21 protein-coding genes and 1 tRNA gene are annotated in these 20,940 nt (G+C 70.0%); 16 read left to right on the top strand and 6 right to left on the bottom strand.

Going from position 1 to position 20,940, the window contains the following annotated elements:
- Nucleotides 1-89: 89 nt before the first annotated feature.
- Nucleotides 90-725 carry an MBL fold metallo-hydrolase gene (locus tag PGN23_RS02295; protein ID WP_335302059.1) on the bottom strand — a complete coding sequence of 212 codons (636 nt, stop codon included), beginning with the start codon at nucleotides 723-725 and terminating at the stop codon, nucleotides 90-92.
- Between the two features lie 140 nt (nucleotides 726-865).
- Here PGN23_RS02295 and pabB point away from each other — a divergent pair, with 140 nt between their 5' ends.
- The 4 genes from pabB (at nucleotide 866) to msrA (ending at nucleotide 4,983) form a co-directional block, all read left to right on the top strand.
- Nucleotides 866-2,617 (top strand): aminodeoxychorismate synthase component I, encoded by a 1,752-nt coding sequence (pabB, locus tag PGN23_RS02290; RefSeq protein WP_335301228.1) that lies wholly within the window; start codon nucleotides 866-868, stop codon nucleotides 2,615-2,617.
- Between the two features lie 54 nt (nucleotides 2,618-2,671).
- On the top strand, nucleotides 2,672-3,871 hold the full coding sequence (locus PGN23_RS02285; protein ID WP_335301227.1) for a pyridoxal phosphate-dependent aminotransferase: 1,200 nt from the start codon (nucleotides 2,672-2,674) through the stop codon (nucleotides 3,869-3,871).
- Nucleotides 3,872-4,071: 200 nt separating this feature from the next.
- On the top strand, nucleotides 4,072-4,215 hold the full coding sequence (locus tag PGN23_RS02280) for a hypothetical protein (protein WP_335301226.1): 144 nt from the start codon (nucleotides 4,072-4,074) through the stop codon (nucleotides 4,213-4,215).
- A gap of 123 nt (nucleotides 4,216-4,338) precedes the next feature.
- A complete protein-coding gene (gene msrA, locus PGN23_RS02275; RefSeq protein ID WP_335301225.1) occupies nucleotides 4,339-4,983 on the top strand; it encodes a peptide-methionine (S)-S-oxide reductase MsrA in 645 nt (214 codons plus the stop codon).
- 117 nt (nucleotides 4,984-5,100) lie between these two features.
- Here msrA and PGN23_RS02270 read toward each other — a convergent pair whose 3' ends face one another.
- Nucleotides 5,101-6,678, bottom strand: a complete 1,578-nt coding sequence (locus PGN23_RS02270) for a lysine--tRNA ligase (protein ID WP_335301224.1) — start codon at nucleotides 6,676-6,678, stop codon at nucleotides 5,101-5,103.
- A 49-nt stretch (nucleotides 6,679-6,727) separates the two neighbouring features.
- Between PGN23_RS02270 and PGN23_RS02265 the strand changes: the two genes are divergently transcribed.
- Both PGN23_RS02265 and PGN23_RS02260 read left to right on the top strand, forming a co-directional pair.
- Complete coding sequence (locus tag PGN23_RS02265; RefSeq protein WP_335302058.1) at nucleotides 6,728-7,252, top strand: sterol desaturase family protein; 525 nt, start codon at nucleotides 6,728-6,730, stop codon at nucleotides 7,250-7,252.
- A 25-nt stretch (nucleotides 7,253-7,277) separates the two neighbouring features.
- Nucleotides 7,278-7,613, top strand: a complete 336-nt coding sequence (locus PGN23_RS02260) for a PilZ domain-containing protein (RefSeq protein ID WP_335301223.1) — start codon at nucleotides 7,278-7,280, stop codon at nucleotides 7,611-7,613.
- 362 nt (nucleotides 7,614-7,975) lie between these two features.
- Here PGN23_RS02260 and PGN23_RS02255 read toward each other — a convergent pair whose 3' ends face one another.
- The gene (locus PGN23_RS02255; RefSeq protein WP_335301222.1) at nucleotides 7,976-8,911 is read right to left on the bottom strand and encodes a ribose-phosphate pyrophosphokinase; all 936 of its coding nucleotides are present in this window, start codon (nucleotides 8,909-8,911) and stop codon (nucleotides 7,976-7,978) included.
- A 75-nt stretch (nucleotides 8,912-8,986) separates the two neighbouring features.
- Here PGN23_RS02255 and PGN23_RS02250 point away from each other — a divergent pair, with 75 nt between their 5' ends.
- The 6 genes from PGN23_RS02250 (at nucleotide 8,987) to ribH (ending at nucleotide 13,937) form a co-directional block, all read left to right on the top strand.
- Nucleotides 8,987-10,327, top strand: coding sequence for a glutamate--tRNA ligase (locus tag PGN23_RS02250; protein WP_335301221.1), 1,341 nt, complete (start codon nucleotides 8,987-8,989; stop codon nucleotides 10,325-10,327).
- A gap of 91 nt (nucleotides 10,328-10,418) precedes the next feature.
- Nucleotides 10,419-10,766 (top strand): hypothetical protein, encoded by a 348-nt coding sequence (locus PGN23_RS02245; RefSeq protein WP_335301220.1) that lies wholly within the window; start codon nucleotides 10,419-10,421, stop codon nucleotides 10,764-10,766.
- A gap of 17 nt (nucleotides 10,767-10,783) precedes the next feature.
- Nucleotides 10,784-11,779, top strand: a complete 996-nt coding sequence (gene ribD, locus PGN23_RS02240; protein ID WP_335301219.1) for a bifunctional diaminohydroxyphosphoribosylaminopyrimidine deaminase/5-amino-6-(5-phosphoribosylamino)uracil reductase RibD — start codon at nucleotides 10,784-10,786, stop codon at nucleotides 11,777-11,779.
- 10 nt (nucleotides 11,780-11,789) lie between these two features.
- Nucleotides 11,790-12,395 carry a riboflavin synthase gene (locus PGN23_RS02235; protein ID WP_335301218.1) on the top strand — a complete coding sequence of 202 codons (606 nt, stop codon included), beginning with the start codon at nucleotides 11,790-11,792 and terminating at the stop codon, nucleotides 12,393-12,395.
- The gene (gene ribB, locus PGN23_RS02230) at nucleotides 12,385-13,518 is read left to right on the top strand and encodes a 3,4-dihydroxy-2-butanone-4-phosphate synthase (RefSeq protein ID WP_335301217.1); all 1,134 of its coding nucleotides are present in this window, start codon (nucleotides 12,385-12,387) and stop codon (nucleotides 13,516-13,518) included. Before PGN23_RS02235 ends, ribB begins: the two co-directional genes overlap by 11 nt.
- Complete coding sequence (ribH, locus tag PGN23_RS02225; RefSeq protein ID WP_335301216.1) at nucleotides 13,518-13,937, top strand: 6,7-dimethyl-8-ribityllumazine synthase; 420 nt, start codon at nucleotides 13,518-13,520, stop codon at nucleotides 13,935-13,937. Before ribB ends, ribH begins: the two co-directional genes overlap by 1 nt.
- A gap of 74 nt (nucleotides 13,938-14,011) precedes the next feature.
- Here ribH and PGN23_RS02220 read toward each other — a convergent pair whose 3' ends face one another.
- The 3 genes from PGN23_RS02220 to PGN23_RS02210 form a co-directional block, all read right to left on the bottom strand.
- Nucleotides 14,012-14,785 carry a helix-turn-helix domain-containing protein gene (locus PGN23_RS02220; RefSeq protein ID WP_335302057.1) on the bottom strand — a complete coding sequence of 258 codons (774 nt, stop codon included), beginning with the start codon at nucleotides 14,783-14,785 and terminating at the stop codon, nucleotides 14,012-14,014.
- Nucleotides 14,786-14,841: 56 nt separating this feature from the next.
- Nucleotides 14,842-15,636 carry a DUF72 domain-containing protein gene (locus PGN23_RS02215; RefSeq protein WP_335301215.1) on the bottom strand — a complete coding sequence of 265 codons (795 nt, stop codon included), beginning with the start codon at nucleotides 15,634-15,636 and terminating at the stop codon, nucleotides 14,842-14,844.
- Between the two features lie 274 nt (nucleotides 15,637-15,910).
- Nucleotides 15,911-15,985: transfer RNA gene (locus PGN23_RS02210), tRNA-Gly, on the bottom strand.
- Between the two features lie 165 nt (nucleotides 15,986-16,150).
- On the opposite strand from PGN23_RS02210, the gene PGN23_RS02205 reads away from it, so the two are divergent.
- The 4 genes from PGN23_RS02205 (at nucleotide 16,151) to PGN23_RS02190 (ending at nucleotide 20,916) form a co-directional block, all read left to right on the top strand.
- Nucleotides 16,151-16,861, top strand: coding sequence for a response regulator transcription factor (locus PGN23_RS02205; protein WP_335301214.1), 711 nt, complete (start codon nucleotides 16,151-16,153; stop codon nucleotides 16,859-16,861).
- A complete protein-coding gene (locus tag PGN23_RS02200; protein ID WP_335301213.1) occupies nucleotides 16,858-18,219 on the top strand; it encodes an ATP-binding protein in 1,362 nt (453 codons plus the stop codon). The genes PGN23_RS02205 and PGN23_RS02200 overlap by 4 nt, the downstream gene beginning before the upstream one ends.
- A gap of 186 nt (nucleotides 18,220-18,405) precedes the next feature.
- On the top strand, nucleotides 18,406-19,908 hold the full coding sequence (locus PGN23_RS02195; protein WP_335302056.1) for a SulP family inorganic anion transporter: 1,503 nt from the start codon (nucleotides 18,406-18,408) through the stop codon (nucleotides 19,906-19,908).
- A gap of 156 nt (nucleotides 19,909-20,064) precedes the next feature.
- Nucleotides 20,065-20,916: a TorF family putative porin gene (locus tag PGN23_RS02190; protein WP_335301212.1), complete on the top strand. Its 852-nt coding sequence runs from the start codon at nucleotides 20,065-20,067 to the stop codon at nucleotides 20,914-20,916.
- Nucleotides 20,917-20,940 lie beyond the last annotated feature (24 nt).

Here is a 20,940-nt window from a genome sequence, read left to right as displayed (position 1 = left end):
CTGAGCGAAGTCGAAGGCTACGGGCGAACGTCGGTGGCTGTGCCTCGACGTCGCTCGGCACGAACGGAGAGGGGGTGGCAGTGCCGGCGCTACGCCGACATCGCCTCGTCGCTGACGAACATGTTCCACCGTCGCTCGTGCGCGAAGGTGCTGGGCTTGCCGTGGCCGGGGATGAAGGCGGTGTCGCCGCCCAGCGGCCACAGCTTCGTCACGATCGATTCGAGCAATTGCTTGTGGTTGCCCTGCGGCAGGTCGGTGCGCCCGACCGAGCCCTGGAACAGCACGTCGCCGACCTGCGCGAACTTCGACGGCGCATGGTGGAAGATGACATGGCCCGCGGTGTGTCCGGGCGTGTGATAGACGTCGAGCGTCAGCTCGCCGACCGTCACCGTATCGCCCTCGTCCAGCCAGCGGTCGGGCTCGAACGGTACGCCGGTGATGCCCCATTGCTTCCCGTCGTCGCCCAGCCGCGCCAGCCAGAAGCGGTCGTCCTCGTGCGGGCCCTCGATCGCGACGCCCAGCTCGTCCGCCAGCGGCTTCGCGGCACCGGCATGGTCGATATGGCCGTGCGTCAGCAGCACCTTCTCCACCGTCACCCCGGCCTGCGCGATCGCCGCCCTGATCCGCGGCAGGTCGCCGCCGGGATCGATCACCGCCGCCTTCATCGTCCGGGTGCACCAGATCAGCGTGCAATTCTGCTCGATCGGCGTCACCGGCACGATCATCGCCTGCAAGGGGGCCTGGGAGGTGGTCTCGGTCACGCGTCGTCCTCGCTCGTCGCCGGGAAACGATCGGCTTAGCACGGATCAAATTGTAGGCAACGTCGCTTGCCCCTGCCCCGGCCGCGCGGCATCACCGCTGCTGCATGATGCCCGCCGCCCCCTTCGTCCTGCTCGACGATGCCCGCCCCGGGGGCGCGCCGGGGCGGCTCTACACCCGGCCGCTGCGGGTGCTGAGCGCGTGGCGGACCGAGGAGGTCGCCGGCCTGCTCGATACCGTGCGCGCCTCCGGTCTCGATGCCGCGGGATACCTTTCCTACGATGCCGCCGCCGCGTTCGAGCCCGCGGCGCCGCCGCCGCCCGAGCGCGCCGGCGCGGCGCGCACGCCGCTGGCGTGGTTCGGGCTGTTCGACGGCTGGCAGGAGGTCGCCGACGTCCCCGCGTCGCTGCCCGACGCGGGCGGCGCCTGGATCGGTGCGCCGGTGCCTGAGGTCGCGCCGGAGGAATATCGCGCGATGTTCGACCGCGTCCAGGCGCTGATCGCGGCGGGCGACCTGTACCAGCTGAACCTGACGCTGCGCGCGCACGCGCCGGTCGCGGGCGATCCGCTGGCGCTCTACGCGCAGCTGCGCCCGCATGCCGCCGCCGGCTGGGGCGCGATCGTGGCGACGGGGGCGCAGACTTTGCTGTCCTTCTCGCCCGAACTGTTCGTCGGGATCGCGGGCGATCGCCTCACCTGCCGTCCGATGAAGGGCACCGCGCGGCGCAGCGACGATGCCGCCGCGGACGACGCCGCGGCCCGCGCCCTGGCGACCGACGCCAAGCAGCGCGCCGAGAATCTGATGATCGTCGACCTGATGCGCAACGACCTGGCGCGCGTCGCGGTCGCGGGCAGCGTCGCGGTGCCCGAGCTGTTCGCGGTCGAGCGTTATCCGACCGTGCACCAGATGACCTCGACCGTCACGGCGACGCTGGCGGCGGGCCGGGACGTGCGCGACGTGCTGAACGCGCTGTTTCCGTGCGGATCGATCACCGGCGCGCCCAAGGTCCGCGCGATGCAGGCCATCGCCGAGATCGAGCGGGGTAGCCCGCGCGGCGTCTATACCGGCGCGATCGGCCGCATCGACCGCGACGGCGACGCGATGTTCAACGTCGCGATCCGCACGCTCCAGCTGGCGGGCGGGCGGGCGACGATCGGCATCGGCGGCGGCGTGGTCGCCGATTCGCAGGCCGAGGCGGAATGGGACGAGGCGCTGGCCAAGGCGGCGTTCGTCACCCGCGGCACGCCGCCGTTCGACCTGATCGAGACGATGGCGTTCGATCCGATCGAGGGCATCGTGCTGGTCGAGCGCCATCTGGAGCGGATGAAGAGCAGCGCACAGGCGCTCGGCTTCGCGTTCGATCGCCATGCGGCGCGCAACGAGCTGCAGGCGGCAACCTTCCGCGTGCGCAGCGCCGCGCGCATCCGGCTGGTGCTGGCGCGGTCGGGCGCGGTCGCGATCGAGGTCGGCCCCGCGCCGCCGCCGGTGACGCAGCCGCTGCGCGTGGCGCTGGCGCCGCTGCCGGTCGGCCCGCTCGACCTGCGGCTGCATCACAAGACCACCGACCGCGCCTTCTACGATGCCGCACGGCGCGCGGCGGGCACGGACGAGGTGGTCTTCGTCGACGCCAACGGTCACGTGACCGAAGGCAGCTTCACCAGCGTGTTCGTGCCGCAGGACACCCGGCTGCTCACGCCGCGCGGGGTCGCCGCGCTGCCGGGCGTGCTGCGGGCGGAATTGCTCGCCACCGCCCGCGCGATGGAAGGAACGGTCGTACCGCGCGACCTGAGCGACGGATTCTTGCTCGGAAACGCGCTTCGGGGGTTGATGCCGGCGGTTCTGGCGGTTGCACAATGAGGCGGCGCGTCGCATAGGCGCGCGCGTTTCCTCCTCGTTGAAGGCGCCCGTTCCATGAAGCCCTCCGCCGCGCTCGACCGCATCAACCCCTCTCCCACGCTGGCGATCACCACGCGCGTGATGGAGCTGAAGCGCGCCGGCGTCGACGTGATCGGGCTGGGCGCGGGCGAGCCCGACTTCGACACGCCCGATTTCGTGAAGGACGCCGCGATCCAGGCGATCCGCGACGGCAGGACGAAATATACGAACGTCGACGGCACGCCCGAGCTGAAGGAGGCGATCGTCGCCAAGTTCGCCCGCGACAACAACCTGACCTACACCCCGCAGCAGATCAGCGTGAACGTCGGTGGCAAGCACACGCTGTTCAACGCGCTGGTCGCCTCGCTCGACGCGGGGGACGAGGTGATCGTGCCCGCGCCGTACTGGGTCAGCTACCCCGACGTGGTGCAGTTCGCGGGCGCCACCCCGGTGATCGTGCCCGCGGGCGCGGAATTCGGCTACAAGCTGACCCCGGCGATGCTGGAGGCGGCGATCACGCCGCGCACCAAGTGGCTGATCCTCAATTCGCCGTCCAACCCGACGGGTGCGGCCTATACCGTGGACGAGCTGCGCGCGCTGGGCGAGGTGCTGGAGCGGCACCCCCATGTGTGGATCTTCGCCGACGATATGTACGAGCATATCGTCTACGACGACTTCCGCTTCGCGACGATCGCGGAGGTCTGCCCGTCGCTGTACGAGCGCACGCTGACGGTCAACGGCTGCTCTAAGGCCTATGCGATGACCGGGTGGCGGATCGGTTTCGCCGCGGGCGCACCGTGGCTCATCAAGGCGATGGCGAAGCTCCAGTCGCAATCGACCAGCAACCCGTGCTCGATCGCGCAGGCCGCGGCGGTGGCCGCGCTGAACGGCGACCAGTCGTTCCTGAAAGAGCGCGCCGCCGCCTTCCAGAAGCGCCGCGACCTTGTGGTGCGGATGCTGAACGATGCCGAGGGGATCGACTGCCCGATGCCGGAGGGCGCCTTCTACGTCTATCCGGGCGTCGCGGGCGTGATCGGCAGGACGACCCCGGGCGGCAAGACGATCGAGAGCGACAGCGACTTCGTCGGCTACCTGCTCGACGATGCGAAGGTCGCCGCGGTGCAGGGCGTCGCGTTCGGCCTGTCGCCCGCGATGCGGATCAGCTATGCGACCTCCGAGGCGATCCTGACCGAGGCCTGCCGGCGCATCCAGGCGGCCTGCGCGGCGCTGCGCTGAGGCACGATCGGGGAAACGATGTCTTTCGAATAGCGTCGTTTCCGCGATCGTCGCGCGCTTCTATATCGCTGCGATGAACGATGCCGCCATCGTCGGTTCAGCCGACATGGGGCAATGACGGTTCCGCGATCCCGCCGATCGGCCGGATCGCCCGGAATCGATCACGCCGCACAGACGGCCGCAAGAAGAAAGACGACACGATGACCCGCCTGTTCAAGTCCCGCTTCGCCTGGCAGTTCACCGGCGGATTCCTGCTGGGTGCGATGGGTATGGTCGCGGTGCACGCCGCACAGCCGGAAATGCCGGCGAACCCCTATGCGGCGACGGCCGCGGTGGTGCGGTAACGTCGAAGCACTGAGGAGCGCCCTCACCCTTCCGGCGGGAGAGCGAAGGGGCCCGCCGCCGGACGCCGTGGGAAGGGTGAGGGTGATGCTGGAAAGAAGGTCGGGCCTTCCCATATCCTCCCCATGCACCGCCGCCACCTCGCCCTCGTCCCGCTCCTGCTCTCCGCCTGCGCCCCCGCCGCGGCCGAGCGGGCGCTTCCCCTCCCGCCAGCGACGCAGGACGTGCCCGCCGCGGGCACCCGCGCCACCGCGGTCTTCGCGGGCGGTTGCTTCTGGGGGATGGAGGCGGTGTTCAGCCAGGTGAAGGGCGTCAGCGACGTCACCGCCGGTTATGCCGGCGGCACCCGCGCCACCGCCAATTACGACGCGGTCAGCAGCGAGACGACCGGCCATGCCGAGGCGGTGCGCATCACCTACGACCCGCGCGCCGTCAGCTACGCCACGCTGCTGCGCGTCTATTTCGCGATCGCGCACGACCCGACGCAGGTGAATCGCCAGGGGCCGGACACGGGGCCCAGCTACCGCTCCGCGATCTTCCCGCAGTCGCCGCAGCAGCGCGCGGTGGCGGCCGCCTATATCGCGCAGCTGACCCGCGCCCACGCCTTCGCAAAGCCGATCGCGACGAAGCTGGAGAGCGGCGCCTTCTATCCGGCGGAGGCGTACCATCAGGACTTCTACCGCCGGAACCCGACGCATCCGTATATCGTGCGCTGGGACAAGCCGAAGGTCGCAGGCTTTCGCGCCGGATTTCCGCAACTGGCGCGGTGACATCCCCCCATCGTCATTGAAACTCTCGTCACCCCGGGCTTGACCCGGGGTCCCGCTTGATCGCCCACGGTGCAGAAGAAGCGGGACCCCGGATCAAGTCCGGGGTGACGGCGCGCGTTACGCCTTCCCCAGCGCCTCGGCGATCAGCTTCCTCGTGTTCGCGACCCCGTACAGCCGGATGAAGCTCCCCATCCGCGGCCCCTGGCTCGAGCCCAGCAGCGTCTCGTACAGCGCCTTGAACCAGTCGCGCAGTTCCGCGAACCCGCCCGTCTTGCCGATCTCATAGACCGCGTTCTGGATGTCCTCCGCGCTCGCCTCCTCGCCCAGAGTGGCCAAATCGGCGTCGAGCCGCTCCAGCGCCGCGACCTCGACTCCTTCGGGCGCGCGCCGCGACAGCGTCGGGGCGATCACGTCGCGGTGATAGGCCAGCGCATGGCCTATCAGCCGGTCCAGCTCGGGATAGGCCGCGGGCGTCGCATCCGCGACATAGTTCGCCAGATACGCCCACACCTGTTCGCGGGTCGCGCCCTCGCCCATCACCCCGACCAGGTTGAGCAGCAGCCCGAACGTCACCGGCAGCGTGCCCGCCGGCAGCGTGCCGTCGTGGACGTGGTGTACCGGGTTGCCGAGCCGCTCCTTCACCGCCTGCCCCGCATAATTGCCGCGGAACTGCCAGTAATCGTCCACCGCACGCGGGATCACGCCCATGTGGAGCTGCTTGGCCTTCTTGGGCTCGCGGTAGATGTAGAAGGCGAGGCTTTCCTCCGGGCCATAGGTCAGCCATTGCTCGATCGACAGGCCGTTGCCTTTCGACTTGGAGATCTTCTCGCCCTTTTCGTCGAGGAACATCTCGTAATTGAAGCCCTCCGGCGGGCGCCCGCCCAGCACGCGCGCGATCTTCGACGACTGGACCACCGAATCGATCAGGTCCTTGCCCGCCATCTCGTAATCGACGCCGAGTGCCACCCAGCGCATCGCCCAGTCGACCTTCCACTGGAGCTTGCTCAATCCCCCCAGCGCAGACTGGACGACCCGCTCGCCGTCCTCGTCGACGAAGGCGATCGTGCCCGCGTCGGCATCCACCACCTCGACCGGCACCTGCAGCACGACGCCCGTCGTCGGGCTGATCGGCAGCACCGGCGAATAGGTCGCGCGCCGCTCCGCGCGCAGCGTCGGCAGCATGACGTCCATCACCCCCCGCCAATGCCGCAGCACGCCGCGGATCGCGTCGTCGAACCGGCCGGAGGTGTAATAGTCGGTCGAGGACGCGAATTCGTAATCGAAGCCGTAGCGGTCGAGGAAATCGCGCAGCATCGCATTGTTGTGCGCAGCGAAGCTGTCGAACTTCCCGAACGGATCGGGGATCTTCGTCAGCGGCTTGCCCAGGAATTCGCGCAGCATGTCGCCGTTGGGGACGTTGTCGGGCACCTTGCGCAGCCCGTCCATATCGTCGCTGAACGCGATCAGCCGCGTCGGCTGGTCCGACAGGGCGTGGAAGGCGTTGCGCACCATCGTGGTGCGCAGCACCTCGTTGAAGGTGCCGATATGCGGCAGCCCCGACGGGCCGTAGCCGGTCTCGAACAGGATCGGCGCACCATCCATCTTGCCGTCGGGATAGCGCTTGAGGAGCTTGCGCGCCTCCTCATACGGCCAGGCCTTGGATTCGAGGGCGGCGGTGCGGATATCGTCGGTCATGATGCGCTGCGACGTAGCGATTGGTCCGCAGGATGGCTATATCGCGCGCATGTCCTGGTGGGCCGCCACACTCCTTTTCCTCCTCACCGTCGCGCTGATGGAGGGTTTCGCCTATGTCATGCACCGCTGGGTCATGCACGGGCCCGGCTGGTTCCTGCACGAAAGCCACCATCGCCCGCGCACCGGCAACTGGGAGCTGAACGACCTCTACGCGGTCATCTTCGCGGTGCCGTCGATCGTGCTGCTGCTCGGCGGCGTGCAGCTGGGCTGGTGGCCGGGGTTCACCTGGATCGGCGCGGGGATCGCGGCGTATGGCGCGATCTATTTCGGGTTCCACGACGTGATCGTCCACCGCCGCCTGCCGACGCGCTATCTGCCGACGTCGCGCTACATGAAGCGGATCGTCCAGGCGCACCGGCTGCACCATGTCGTCGAGACCCGCGAGGGCAACGTCAGCTTCGGCTTCCTGGTCGCGCCGCGCCCGGAGGATCTGAAGGCCGAGCTGAAGCGGCGCGGGCGTGCCGGGGTGAGACGCTCGACGGGCACCGCCACACCCGCGTTTGCAGAAGATTAACCGTCCGCTGGCAGGGTCCGGGGTCATGGAAAAGGCGATCCCGTTCCCCACCACGTCCGCCGATTCGGAATCGGAGGAAAGCCGCCACGCGCTGCGCCGGGCGGTGACGATGCGTGCGCACCTGCGCGATCGCGGGACGACGCGGTTCGAGATCGACGTGATCGACCTGTCGGTCACCGGCTTTCGTGCGCAGACCAGCTTCACCCTGTGGCCGGGCACGACCGTGTGGCTGACGCTGCCGGGGCTCGCCGCGCTGGAGGCGGTGGTCGCATGGCGCGACAAGACGCGCTACGGCTGCGCCTTCTCGAAGCCGCTGCACCCGGCGGTGTTCGATCATATCGTCGCGCTGTCGAATCGGTAGGCGCGTAGCGCCGATCGCACAGCGAACCGATCGACCGGCCGGCGGGTCGGCATCCCCGAACCCGTCCGACATAGCCTGTCCTGAGCGCCTGCCTTGGCAGGCAGTCGAAGGGCGGCTTTGCCGCGGCGGGTTTTGCACCACACACCTTGTCATTCCCGCGAAGGCGGGAATCCAGAACCGCTGACGTCGCGGCCTTCGCGGAGGCCTGCGCGTCTGGATCCCCGCCTGCGCGGGGATGCCGGTGTGGCTGGGGCGACGCGCCGGAAACTCAGGACAGGCTTGTCGGACTCGCCTGCGGCGCGCCGGCCGGGCGGATCGCTTTGTGTTGCGTTTGACGCTCGCGCGCCCTCGCGTCCGATGCCTTAATCGAAGAGCGAAGACACGCTCGATTCGTCCGCGATCCGCCGGATCGCTTCCGCCAGCAGTGGCGCGATCGTCAGATGGCGAATCTTCGCCGCGCCCTTGATCGCGTCCTGATTGCCGATCGAATCGGTGATGACCAGCTCGTGCAGCGCCGACCCCTCGACCCGCGCCACCGCGCCGCCCGACAGCACGCCGTGGGTGACATAGGCGACGACATCCTCCGCGCCCGCTTCCTTCAGCGCCGCGGCGGCATTGCACAGCGTCCCCGCCGAATCGACGATATCGTCGATCAGGATGCAGAAGCGCCCCTCGACGTCGCCGATGATGTTCATCACCTCCGACTCGCCCGCCCGCTCGCGCCGCTTGTCGACGATCGCCAGCGGCGCGTTGTCGAGCCGCTTGGAGAGAGCGCGCGCGCGCACCACGCCGCCGACGTCGGGGGAGACGACCATCAGGTTCTTCTCGCCGAAGCGCGAGCGGATGTCCGCGCTCATCACCGGCGCGGCGAAGAGATTGTCGGTCGGGATGTCGAAGAAGCCCTGGATCTGCCCGGCGTGAAGGTCGACCGACAGCACCCGGTCCGCCCCCGCGGTAGTGATGAGGTTGGCGACCAGCTTGGCAGAAATGGGCGTGCGCGGCCCGGGCTTCCGGTCCTGCCGCGCGTAGCCGAAATAGGGCACCACCGCGGTGATCCGCTTCGCCGACGCGCGCTTCAGCGCGTCGATCATGATGAGCAGCTCCATCAGATTGTCGTTGGCGGGATAGCTGGTCGACTGGACCACGAACGCATCCTCGCCGCGGACGTTCTCCATGATCTCGACGAAGATCTCCTCGTCGGCGAACCGGCGCACCAGCGCCTCGGTCAGCGGCACCTCCAGATAGGCGGAGATCGCGCGCGCCAGCGGCAGGTTGGAATTGCCGGTCATCAGTTTCATGGCAGAGCACCCTTTCGCGGCCCGCCTTAATTCGAGGGGGTGGATAGGGGAAGACCCAAGGCCTAAGCCCCCGGCATGACCGTCACGACCCGCTTCGCCCCCTCCCCCACCGGCCACCTGCACGTCGGCAACATCCGCGCCGCGCTCCACAACTGGATGCAGGCGCGCCGCCACGGCGGGCGCTTCGTGCTGCGGATCGACGATACCGATGCGGAGCGCAGCGAGGAACGGTTCGTCGAGGCGATCCGCGCCGACCTCGCCTGGCTGGGGCTGCATCCGGACGCGGAGGTGCGCCAGTCGGCCCGCTTCGACCGCTACGAGGCGGTGTTCGAACGGCTGCGCGCGGCGGGCCATGTCTATCCCGCCTACGAGACCGCGCAGGAGCTCGACCTCAAGCGCAAGATCCTGCGCGGGCGCGGGCTGCCGCCGATCTACGACCGCGCCGCGCTGGCGCTGAGCGACGCGGACCGCGCGGCGCTGGAGGCCGATGGCGTGCGCCCGCACTGGCGCTTCCGCCTCGATCACGCCGTACCGATGGCATGGGACGATCTGATCCGGGGCCCCCAGTCGTTCGATCCGCGGACGCAGAGCGACCCCGTGATCCGCCGCGCCGACGGATCGTGGCTGTACCTGCTCCCCTCGGTCATCGACGACGCGAACCTCGGCATCACCCATGTCGTGCGCGGCGAGGATCACGTCACCAACACCGCGCTCCAGCTGCAGATGTTCGCCGCGATGGGGGCCACGCCGCCCGCCTTCGCGCACGAGGCGCTGCTGACGGGGGCGGAGGGCAAATTGTCGAAGCGGCTCGGCAGCCTGGGGATGGACGCGCTGCGCGACGACGGCATCGAGCCCGCCGCGCTCCGCTCGCTGCTGGCGCGGCTGGGCACCAGCCAGCCGGTCGACGCGGTGGTCGATCCCGCCCCGCTGGTCGCCGCGTTCGACTTCGCGCACTTCGGCCGCGCGCCCGCGCGCTTCGACGAGCACGAGCTGGCGCAGGTCAATGCCCGCATCGTCCACCAGCTGCCGTTCGACGCCGTCGCCGATCGCCTGCCCGCGGGGATGGACCGCGCGGTGTGGGAAGCGGTGCGCCCCAATCTGTCCACCGTCGCGGAGGCCCGCGACTGGTGGCAGGTGATCGAGGGTCCGATCGCCCCCCCGCCACCGGGCGAGGACGCCGCCTATCTGGCGCAGGCGGCGGGATTGGCCGCGACGATCGACTGGGCCGGCGACCCGTGGCACGTGCTGACTGCGGCGCTGAAGGAGGCGACGGGGCGCAAGGGCAAGCCGCTGTTCCTGCCGCTGCGCCGCGCGCTGACCGGGCGCGACCACGGCCCCGACATGGCCGCGCTCCTGCCGCTGATCGGCCGGGAGCGCGCGCTGGCGCGGCTGGATATGTCGTCACCCCGGGCTTGACCCGGGGTCCCGCTTTTTCGGTCGGAGAGCAGCGGGATCCCGGATCACGTCCGGGATGACGTCGGGACGCGAGGTTCCTATATTCGCCCGTATGACCTTCCTGTCCCGCATGTCGCCCGTCCGCGCCTGGTCGGACCTGCGCTATTTCCTGACCACGCGCGAGCGTCACGAATGGTGGTTCCTCGTCGCCGCGATCGCGGTGACGCTGTTCCTGATCTACGCCTTCGCCAAGGACTCCTACATGGAAAAGGAGTACAAGCCGCAGATCGTCTACGTCCAGCAATGGCGGCTGGACCGCACCGATGCGCAGATCGTCGCGCAGCAGAAGATCGATCAGGTGAAGAAGGACGCCGAGCTGGCCGAGCTGAAGAAGAGGCAGGACGCGACGCGCGCCTCGTTCAAGCGGCTCGACGACAAGCTGACGAAGATGGGCATCTGACCCACGATCCGCGCTGGATGCGCGCCGCGCTCGCGATCGGCGAGCGGACGCGCGGGCGGACCGCGCCCAACCCGAATGTCGGATGCGTGATCGTCGCAGGCGAGGGTCGCGTCGTCGGGCGCGGCTGGACCCAGCCCGGCGGGCGCCCGCATGCCGAGGCGATGGCGCTCGCGCAGGCGGGGGAGGCGGCGCGCGGCGGCACCGCCTATGTCACGCTGGAACCATGCGCGCACGTCTCCCCGCGCGGCCCCGCCTGCGCGGACCTGCTGGCGGCCAGCGGGGTGGCGCGCGTGGTGGTGGCGCTGCGCGATCCCGATCCGCGCACCGACGGGCAGGGGATCGCAAGGCTGCGCGGCGCCGGGGTGGAGGTCGTCACCGGGGTCGAGGCCGACGCGGCGCGGCGCGCGATGGCGGGGTTCCTGACGCGGCGACGGCTGGGGCGACCGCATGTCACGCTCAAGCTGGCGCTGTCGCTCGACGGCGCGGTGTCGATGGCGGACGGGCGCAGCCAGTGGATCACCGGCGCGCCCGCGCGCGCGCACGCGCATCTCGAACGTGCGCGACACGAGGCGATCCTGGTCGGACGCGGGACATGGGAGGCGGATCGCCCGCGGCTCGACGTGCGGTTGCCGGGGCTGGAGGCGCGCGCGCCGCTGCGGGTGGTGCTGTCGTCTGGTCACCCTCACCCTTCCGGCGCTACGCGCCTCCCTCCCTCTCCCGCCGGGAGAGGGAAGGATGAGGGTAACTCCATCTGGATCGAGAACCCCGCCGACATCGCCACCCTCCCAGCCGACCATCTCCTGATCGAGGGCGGTGCCGCCGCCGCCGCCGCCTTCCTGCGCGCGAACCTCGTCGACCGGCTTGTGCTCTACCGCGCCCCGATCCTGATCGGCGGCGGGCGCACGCTGGGCGACATCGCGCTGGGCGACCTGCCCGACGCGCACGGGCGCTGGACGCTGACCGACGAGCGCCAGCTTGGCATCGATCGCCTGGAAGTCTACGAGGCGCGCTGAGAGAGGGTTCATGTTCACCGGCATCGTCACCGACATCGGCACCATCCGCCAGATCGAGCAGCGCGGCGACCTGCGCGTGGTGGTCGACACCGCCTATGATACCGAGACGGTCGACCTGGGCGCGTCGATCGCCTGCTCGGGCGTCTGCCTGACGGTGGTGGATAAGGGTCCGAACTGGTTCGCGGTCGACGTCTCGGGCGAAACCATCAGCCGCACCGCACAGGGCCAGTGGGTCGAGGGGCGCCGCCTCAACCTCGAACGCGCGATGAAGCTGGGCGACGAACTCGGCGGGCATATCGTCACCGGCCATGTCGACGGCATCGCCGAGGTGATCGGCACGTGCGCGGAGGGCGATTCGAAGCGGATCGGCTTTCGCGTCACCCCGGACCTGGCGCCGTTCCTCGCGCCCAAGGGATCGGTGACGGTCGACGGCGTCTCGCTGACCGTCAACGACGTGCGCGACGAGGATGGCGGAACCCGTTTCGCGATCAACCTGATCCCGCACACCCGGTCGGTCACGACGCTGGGCGCGCTGGAGCCGGGCGTCGCGGTGAATATCGAGATCGACGTGCTGGCGCGTTACCTGCAACGGATGGAGCATTATCGTGGTCGCTAAGCCTGCGGAACTGGCGCGGCTGCGCCACGGATACCTGTCTTCCCCCGAAGAGATCATCGAGGAGGCACGCAACGGCCGGATGTTCATCCTGGTCGACGACGAGGATCGCGAGAACGAGGGCGACCTCGTCATCCCGGCGCAGATGGCGACGCCCGAAAAGATCAACTTCATGGCACGCTACGGCCGCGGCCTCATCTGCCTGGCGATGACCAAGGAGCGCATCGACGCGCTCGGGCTGCCGCTGATGAGCCGCCACAACGGCACGCGGCACGAAACCGCCTTCACCGTCTCGATCGAGGCGAAGGAGGGGGTGACCACCGGCATCTCCGCCGCCGATCGCGCGCGCACCGTCGCCACCGCGATCGACATGACGAAGGGCGCGGCGGACATCGTCACGCCCGGCCACGTCTTCCCGCTCGTCGCGCGCGACGGCGGCGTGCTGGTGCGCGCCGGCCATACCGAGGCCGCGGTCGACGTCTCGCGCCTCGCCGGGCTCAACCCCTCGGGCGTGATCTGCGAGATCATGAACGAGGACGGGACGATGTCGCGGCTCGACGACCTCGTCGGCTTCGCGCAGCTCCATTCGCTCAAGATCGGCACGATCCGCGACCTGATCGCCTATCGCCGCCGCCACGACCATCTGGTCGAGCTGGCGTCGGAGGCGCCGTTCACCAGCCGCTGGGGCGGCGACTGGACCGTGCGCGCCTATCGCAACAAGGCGACGGGGACCGAGCAGATCGCGCTGGTGAAGGGCCGCATCGACCCCACCCGCCCGACGCTGGTGCGGATGCACGCGCTGTCCCCCTTCGCCGACATGTTCGGCGAGGACAGCGAGCGCTCCGACATCCTGTCGCGCTCGATGGAGATCATCGCGGGCGAAGGCGCCGGGGTGATCGTCGTCGTCAACCGCCAGCGCGAGGATGCCTTCACCACCGCGGTGCGCCGCAAGGCGGGCGAGCCGGTGAAGGTCGATATGGAGGAATTGCGCGATTACGGCGTCGGCGCGATGATCCTGGCCGAGCTGGGCGTCCACGACATGGTGCTGCTCACCAACACCCACCACACGCTCGTCGGGCTCGAGGGATACGGGCTGACGATCGTGGGCGAGAGGAAGATCGACTGATGGCGAACGTCCTGATCGTGGAAGCGCGCTTCTACGACCACCTCAACGACATGCTGGTCGCAGGCGCCAGGGCCGCGATCGAGGGCGCGAGCCACAGCTGCGAGGTGCTGACCGTCCCCGGCGCGCTGGAGGTGCCCGGCGCGATCGCGCTGGCGGCGGACAGCGAGCGCTACGACGCCTTCGTGGCACTCGGCGTCGTCATCCGCGGCGAAACCTATCATTTCGAGATCGTGGCGAACGAAAGCGCGCGCGGCATCATGGCGCTGACGCTCGACGGCCTCGCCATCGGCAACGGCATCCTGACGACCGAGAACGAGGCGCAGGCGATCGCGCGCGCCGACCCCGCGCAGCTCGACAAGGGCGGCGGCGCGGCACGCGCCGCGCTGGCGATGCTGGACCTGCGCGAGCGGCTGGGGTGAGAGGGGGCGGCGGGCCGATGGCTCCCCGCCCCCCCCCCCCCCCCGCGTCCGTCGCCCGCGGACGACCGCCACCGTCATTCGACCGTGACGCCGACCGGGCGCCACGCGCCGCCCTCGCGCTCCAGCGTGACGGTTTCGACCATGTCCTTCTCTTTGTTCGCGAAGCGCGTGCGGAAGGTCAGGACGCGATAGCCGTCGGGTGGCGCCGGCAAATCCTGCGCATTGACCAGACGACGCGAGATCGTCGCGCCCAGCGGCTGTCGCACGCGCTGCGACACAATGGTCCATTGCCGGACCGTGTTGAGCTTGCGAAACGCGCTGCCGGTCGCGGCATAGCTGTCCGCCCAGCGACCCTGATCGTTCGTCTCCAGCCACGCGCGCGCCGCCTGCTCCGCCGCAGGATCGGTCGCGACGGCCGCGGTCCGGACGGCCGGGTCGGGTGCGGCGGGGGGCAGCGCCACCAGCGCCAGGGCAGCGAGGAAGATCGTCATGAGGGTCACTCCGATGAGGAACGGACGGCGGCGATCCCCCCGTCCGGCGCCGTCGACCGGCGCGCCATCATCGTCCGTCGACCGGGGCATGCGTGCCTCCCCGATTCGCTCGTCCCCAAGGGATTGGGGGACGAGCGCCCGGCCGCCCTCGCTGTCGTGCAGCAGTCGCGCCGCTTCCCTGCTGCTGGAGACGGACATCTTCCTGCGCGCCATGCGCAACCGCTCGTTGACCGTATGGACCGACAGGTCGAGCGTGCGCGCGATCGATTTGGCATCATGCCCGCGGACGATCAGGCGCAACGTGTCCTTTTCCTTGTCGGACAGGCCCCACGCTTCATCGTTCGCATCGGTACGCATCACCACGCGCTACGTCGCGCCCGCCCGATCAGCTACCCTCAAAAATTTGGGTGCCGCTACCGCCCCACCCGCTCGATCAGCGCCATCGCGCCGTGCGGTGCGCGCACCTTCGCGCCGTTGATGAAGAAGACGAACACATCGCGCGGGCGCACCGGCGCCGGCTCGGCGGCATAGGGCAGCCCCGCGGGCGACTTCCCCGCCGCCCAGCCACGCGCGACGTCGGCCCAGCGGTCCAGCTCGCCCGCGTCGTAGCCGGTCTCCACGTCCTCGCGCGCCTTCTCCAGCCGCGCATAGACCAGGTCGCCCGACACATCCGCCAGCGCGGGATAGTCCGCCGCATCGCCATGGACGATCGCCACCCCCGCCGCGCGGCACAGCGCAACGAACCCGGGCACCGCAAAGGTTTCGTGCCGCACCTGGATCGCGTGGCGCAGCGCGACGCCGTCCTGCGTCGCCGGCAACAGGGCGAGGAACGCCGCGATCTCCCCGGCGTCGAACTTCTTCGTCGCGGGCAGCTGCCACAGGATCGGGCCCAGCTTGTCGCCCAGCTCGACGATCCCCTGCCCGACGAAGCGCTGCACCGACTCCCCCGCCTCGCCCAGCACCTTGCGCGACACGCAATAGCGCGACGCCTTCAACGCAAAGACGAAGCCGTCCGGCGCGGTGTCGCGCCAGGTGGCGAAGGTCGCCGGCTTGAACGAGGAGTAGAAGGTGCCGTTCACCTCGATCGCGGTAACGGCGCGGCTGGCATGCTCCAGCTCGCGCCTGGCGGGCAGCTTGTCCGGATAGAAGGTGCCGCGCCACGGCTCGTAGGTCCAGCCGCCGATGCCGATTCGGATGGGGGGTGTCATGGGAGCGGATGGTGGACGCACCCACCGCGCCTGTCACGCGCTTGTTCCCCGGCTGAGGCGGGACCTTTGCCGAAGGGCGCAACAGCACCGAGCCCACGAGCACGGGGAAGCCTTTTGCAAAGGTCCCGCGGAGGCCGGGTTCAGTCGGGAAGCGCGGGCGCTCGGCGGGCAGGTGCCCGCCGCGGCAAAGCCGCGTCGTCGGACGGTGCTTGCGCACCGCCGGCCGTGCTGTCTCCGGGAAGCTGAAATAGCCTCGCTATTTCAGCGAGACCGCTGGAGCGGGCGAAGGGATTCGAACCCTCGACCCCAACCTTGGCAAGGTTGTGCTCTACCCCTGAGCTACGCCCGCTCTGGCGCCGAAGTCGGTGCCTCTTTCGAGGGACCGGCTGGGTGAGGCGCGGCCACTAGCAGCGTGTCCGGACCCCCGCAACCCCCCTTTGCCCCGTGTGACACGTTTTTTCTGGCGCGCCGCCCCACGTTGACCCGGATCAACGGCGACTCTACCTCCATCGCCATGACCGCCCCTACGATCCTGCTCGTCGAGGACGATCCCTCGCTCCGCATGTTGACCGCGCGCGCGCTGCAGGAGAACGGCTTCACCGTCCGCCCCGCCTCCGCCGCGCCGGAAATGTGGCTGGCGCTCGATTCGGGGCCGGTCGATCTCGTCCTGCTCGACATCATGCTGCCCGGCACCAGCGGGATCGACCTGTGCCGGTCGCTGCGGCAGAAGAGCGACGTGCCGATCATCTTCATGTCGGCGCGCGCCAGCGAGACCGACCGCGTCGTCGGGCTGGAGCTGGGCGCGGACGATTATATCGCCAAGCCGTTCGGCACGCGCGAGCTGGTGGCGCGGGTGCGCGCGGTGCTGCGCCGCCCCGCGCTCGATCGCCGCGCGGGCGCGGGCGACCAGGGGATGCTCACCTTCGACGGCTGGACCGTGAACCTGCCGCGGCGCGAGCTGGCGTCGCCCACCGGCGCGATCGTCGACCTGACGGGGGCGGAGTTCGACCTGCTGGTGGTGCTGGCCGACCATGCGCAGCGCGTCATCGCGCGCGAGCGGTTGATCGAGCTGTCGCGCACGCGCCTGGGCGACAGCTCCGACCGCTCGATCGACGTGCTCATCAGCCGGCTGCGTCGCAAGCTGGGGAGCGCGGGCGCGCCGGCGCCGATCGTCACGGTGCGCGGCGTCGGCTATATGCTCAACGCCCCGGTGGAGCGCGTTTGACCCGTTTCAGGCGTCCCGCGATCGGCCTGCTGGGACAGGTCGTCGCGATCCTGCTGCTGACGCTGCTGATCGAATTCGGCACCAGCACGCTTCTCTACGAGCGCGCCAGCAGCTTCGCCGTCCGCGACGACGAGGCGCACCGGCTGGCCGAGCATCTGGTCATCAGCCGCCGCCTGATGAACGAGCGCGCGCCGGCGCAGCGTCCGGCGATGGCGGCCGAGCTGACCACCGATCGCTATGCGCTGCAATGGAGCATGGCGCTGCCCGAGCCGCCGCGCATCTCGCCCTCGCTGAACGAGATGCGACGCCAGATCGTCGAATGGGAGCCGTCGCTCAAGGGCTCTGACCTGCGCGTGCGGCTGCAATCGCCGGGGCGCAGCTCGGTCGTGGCGGGCGGGCTGCGGCTGGCGGACGGCAGCTGGCTGTACTTCCGCACGCTGGAGCCGGTGGCGAACATCAACCTGGCGTTCGAGCGGATCGCGCTGGCGCTGATCCCCGCGATCGCGCTGATGGTGCTGGGCGGCGTGCTGCTGCGGCGCGCCTTCCTGCCGCTGCGCCGGCTCGCGGTCGCCGCCGAGCAGGTGGGTCGCGGTGGGATGGGGGGTGCGGTCGTCCCGGTCGAGGAGGATGGCCCCGGCGAGGTGCGCCGCGTCGTCACCGCGTTCAACCGCATGCAGGACCGCATCCAGGCGCTGATCGCGGGGCGCACGCAGGCGCTGGCGGCGGTCGGTCACGACCTGCGCACCCCGCTCGCGCGGCTCCACTTGCGTATCGAGGCGCTCGACGCGGACGAGACGCGGGATGCGATCGTCCACGATGTCGAGGAGATGGAGGCGATGATTACGTCGCTGCTCGCCTTCCTGGGCGGCGACGCCGATCCGGAGCGCCCGACGTCGGTCGATCTGGCGGTGATGTGCGCGACGCTGGCCGACGATGCGCAGGACCGCGGGCGCGACGCGGCCTATGTCGGGCCGGACCATTGCGAGTGGCGCGTCCGCCGCATCGGCTTCAAGCGCGCGCTGATGAACCTGGTCGACAACGCGCTTCATTACGGCGAGCGCGTGACGATCACGCTGATCCCCGGCGGCGAGACGCTCACCATCCGCGTGGAGGACGACGGCCCCGGCATCCCCGACGACGAGCTGGAGCATGTGCTCGAACCCTTCGTGCGGCTCGACCCGGCGCGCGGGCGCGATACGGTGGGGTTCGGGCTGGGGCTGCCGATCGTCCAGCTGGCGGTCGCGACCGAGGGCGGCACGCTGACGCTCGCCAACCGGCGCGAGGGCGGTCTGTGCGCGCAGATCGTGCTGCCGCACACGGGGCGGGTCCAGCACGTGTCGTCGTCGCCCCGGGCCTGACCCGGTGTGACGTCGGGAGGGTGGGGCGGCCGCCGCCGTCCCCAAGCAACGAAACAACACAAACCTGCGCGGACACAGCAATCGGCGAGTCCTACTGCCGGAAGATTGCTCGCAGGAGTCTTGCCCGTGACCGCCGCCGCTGCCGAACCGCTACCGCTCGCACCGGCCGATCGGCCGGGCGTATCGATCCCCCGCCTCCAGTTCCTGGGGCGCGACATCACCGCATCGATCGTCGTCTTCCTCGTCGCCATGCCGCTCTGCATGGGGATCGCGATCGCCTCCGGCGTGCCCGCGGAGAAGGGGCTCATCACCGGCATCATCGGCGGCATCATCGTCGGGGCGCTGGCGGGCTCGCCGTTGCAGGTCAGCGGCCCCGCCGCGGGCCTCGCGGTCATCGTCTACGAGCTGGTGCGCGACCAGGGACTGAGCGCGCTCGGCCCGATCCTCGTGCTCGCCGGCGCGGTACAGGTCGCGGCCGGCGTGTTCCGGCTGGGCGGCTGGTTCAAGGCGATCTCGCCCGCGGTGGTGCACGGCATGCTCGCGGGCATCGGCGTGCTGATCGTCGTGGGCCAGTTCCACGTCCTGTTCGACCACCGCCCGCTGCCCAGCGGGTTGCAGAACCTGGCCGCCGCGCCCAGCCGCCTGCTCGGGCTGTCGTCCGACCTGCGCGCGACCGAGTTCGCGTTCGCGATCGCGCTCGCCACGATCGCGGCGATGCTGGGATGGGAGAAGCTGCGCCCGGCCTCGATGAAGCTGCTGCCCGGCGCGCTGGTCGGCGTGGTCGCGGGGACGATCCTGTCGCTGATCCTGGGGGTCGAGGTCGCGCGCGTACAGGTCCCCGATTCGATCGTCGGCGCGATCACGCCGCCGACCGGCAACGCCTTCATGCGGCTGCTCGACCCCTCCGTCATCGCCGCGGGCGTCGCGATCGCGTTCATCGCCTCGGCGGAAACGCTGCTGTCGGCCGCTGCGGTCGACAAGATGCACGCCGGGGTCCGCACCGACTATAACAAGGAGCTGCGCGCGCAGGGCGTCGGCAATCTGCTGTGCGGCTTCGCGGGCGCGCTGCCGATGACCGGCGTGATCGTCCGCTCCTCCGCCAACGTGCAGGCGGGGGCGGTCACGCGCCTGTCCGCCATCCTCCACGGCGTCTGGATCCTCGGCTTCGTCGCGGCGCTGCCGTTCGTGCTGACCGCGATCCCGATGGCGGCGCTGGGCGCGATCCTGGTCGTCACCGGCTTCCGCCTCGTCAGCGTGAAGCATGCGACGCACCTGTTCCGCGACTATGGCGTGCTGCCGGTCGCGATCTGGGCCGCGACGCTCGTCATGGTGGTCGCGACCGACCTGCTGACCGGCGTGCTGGTCGGCATCGGCCTCACCATGCTGGAGCTGGTTCCGCACCTGCGCCGGCTGCGGCTGAAGGTGTTCGAGGCGAGCGAGGGCGACGCGCACGCGATCACGCTCGACGGCACCGCGACCTTCGTCACGCTGCCCAAGCTGTCGGAGACGCTGGACCGCGTCCCCGCCGGCACCCATGTCCGCATCGACGCCTCGCGACTCGATGCGGTGGATCACACCAGCGCGGAGATGCTGCGCGACTGGTTCCAGCGGCGCCGCGCATCGGGTACGCGGGTCGAGATCACCGGCGCGCGTGGCCGGATCGCCACACTTGCGGCGGGAAGCCACTGAGCAGGTGCAGCGACATCTTTTGACACGAAACAGACATAATACGGCAGCGAAGCCGGAATAACCCAATGATGTGCGGACGAGCGGTCGCCATCCCCCAGCGGGAGAGAGCGACCGCCGACCACACGCAGGAGGAGCCTCTCATCCAAAGGAGGTTCCATGAAGTACGCATCTCTGATCCCGGCAGCTCTGCTGGCCGCCATCGCCGTTCCCGCCGCCGCGCAGGAAGAGGCCCCGCCCAAGCCCGTCACGGTTTCCGGCTCGGTCGCGGTCGTCAACGACTATCGCTTCCGCGGCGTGTCGCAGTCGGATCGCAACCCGGCGATCCAGGGCGGCTTCACCGTCGCGCACGAAAGCGGCTTCTACGTCGGCACCTGGGGCTCGAACCTCGCGGGCTGGGGCACCTTCGGCGGCGCCAACATGGAGCTGGACCTGATCGCCGGCTACAAGACGCCGATCGGCGGGGGCGGCACGCTGGACGTGGGCGCGACCTGGTACATGTATCCGGGCGGCTTCGACAACACCGACTTCATCGAGCCTTATGCGAAGCTGTCGGGCACCGCCGGCCCGGTCAGCCTGACCGCGGGCGTCGCCTATGCCCCCAAGCAGGAGGCGCTGGGCGCCTGGTACGCCAACGGCACGTCGGCCGCGAACGGCGTCTACGACCGTCCCGGCGCGAAGGGCGACAATCTGTACGTCTGGGGCGACGGCGCGGTCGGCATCCCCGATACCGGCGTCACCGCGAAGGCGCATATCGGCTATTCCGCCGGCAACCGCGGCCTGGGGCCGTTCGCGACCAGCGTCGCCCCGACCGGCGTCTATTGGGACTGGCTGGTCGGTGCCGATTACGCGATCCCGTCGACCCCGCTGACGCTGGGCGTCGCCTATGTCGATACCGACATCACCGCCGGCGAGTCCGCCTATCTGCAACCCAGCTTCAGCCGCGGCCAGAACGGCAGCGGGTCGATCGCGGCGTCGCGCGTGGTCTTCTCGCTCACCGCCGCCTTCTGATCGCGTCACCCGTGAACCGGCCGC

This window comes from Sphingomonas adhaesiva (genome assembly GCF_036946125.1).
GTDB classification, from domain to species: Bacteria; Pseudomonadota; Alphaproteobacteria; order Sphingomonadales; family Sphingomonadaceae; genus Sphingomonas; species Sphingomonas adhaesiva_A.
The sequence above is the reverse complement of the archived record's forward strand: the minus strand, read 5'-3'. Positions and strand labels throughout refer to the sequence as shown.

Bases quoted from the DNA above. Each gene is read 5' to 3' on its own strand.
- PGN23_RS02295 (WP_335302059.1), bottom strand. From the start codon at position 725: ATGATCGTGCCGGTGACGCCGATCGAGCAGAATTGCACGCTGATCTGG.
- pabB (WP_335301228.1), top strand. From the start codon at position 866: ATGATGCCCGCCGCCCCCTTCGTCCTGCTCGACGATGCCCGCCCCGGG.
- PGN23_RS02285 (WP_335301227.1), top strand. From the start codon at position 2,672: ATGAAGCCCTCCGCCGCGCTCGACCGCATCAACCCCTCTCCCACGCTG.
- PGN23_RS02280 (WP_335301226.1), top strand. From the start codon at position 4,072: ATGACCCGCCTGTTCAAGTCCCGCTTCGCCTGGCAGTTCACCGGCGGA.
- msrA (WP_335301225.1), top strand. From the start codon at position 4,339: ATGCACCGCCGCCACCTCGCCCTCGTCCCGCTCCTGCTCTCCGCCTGC.
- PGN23_RS02270 (WP_335301224.1), bottom strand. From the start codon at position 6,678: ATGACCGACGATATCCGCACCGCCGCCCTCGAATCCAAGGCCTGGCCG.
- PGN23_RS02265 (WP_335302058.1), top strand. From the start codon at position 6,728: ATGTCCTGGTGGGCCGCCACACTCCTTTTCCTCCTCACCGTCGCGCTG.
- PGN23_RS02260 (WP_335301223.1), top strand. From the start codon at position 7,278: ATGGAAAAGGCGATCCCGTTCCCCACCACGTCCGCCGATTCGGAATCG.
- PGN23_RS02255 (WP_335301222.1), bottom strand. From the start codon at position 8,911: ATGAAACTGATGACCGGCAATTCCAACCTGCCGCTGGCGCGCGCGATC.
- PGN23_RS02250 (WP_335301221.1), top strand. From the start codon at position 8,987: ATGACCGTCACGACCCGCTTCGCCCCCTCCCCCACCGGCCACCTGCAC.
- PGN23_RS02245 (WP_335301220.1), top strand. From the start codon at position 10,419: ATGACCTTCCTGTCCCGCATGTCGCCCGTCCGCGCCTGGTCGGACCTG.
- ribD (WP_335301219.1), top strand. From the start codon at position 10,784: ATGCGCGCCGCGCTCGCGATCGGCGAGCGGACGCGCGGGCGGACCGCG.
- PGN23_RS02235 (WP_335301218.1), top strand. From the start codon at position 11,790: ATGTTCACCGGCATCGTCACCGACATCGGCACCATCCGCCAGATCGAG.
- ribH (WP_335301216.1), top strand. From the start codon at position 13,518: ATGGCGAACGTCCTGATCGTGGAAGCGCGCTTCTACGACCACCTCAAC.
- PGN23_RS02220 (WP_335302057.1), bottom strand. From the start codon at position 14,785: ATGCGTACCGATGCGAACGATGAAGCGTGGGGCCTGTCCGACAAGGAA.
- PGN23_RS02215 (WP_335301215.1), bottom strand. From the start codon at position 15,636: ATGACACCCCCCATCCGAATCGGCATCGGCGGCTGGACCTACGAGCCG.
- PGN23_RS02205 (WP_335301214.1), top strand. From the start codon at position 16,151: ATGACCGCCCCTACGATCCTGCTCGTCGAGGACGATCCCTCGCTCCGC.
- PGN23_RS02190 (WP_335301212.1), top strand. From the start codon at position 20,065: ATGAAGTACGCATCTCTGATCCCGGCAGCTCTGCTGGCCGCCATCGCC.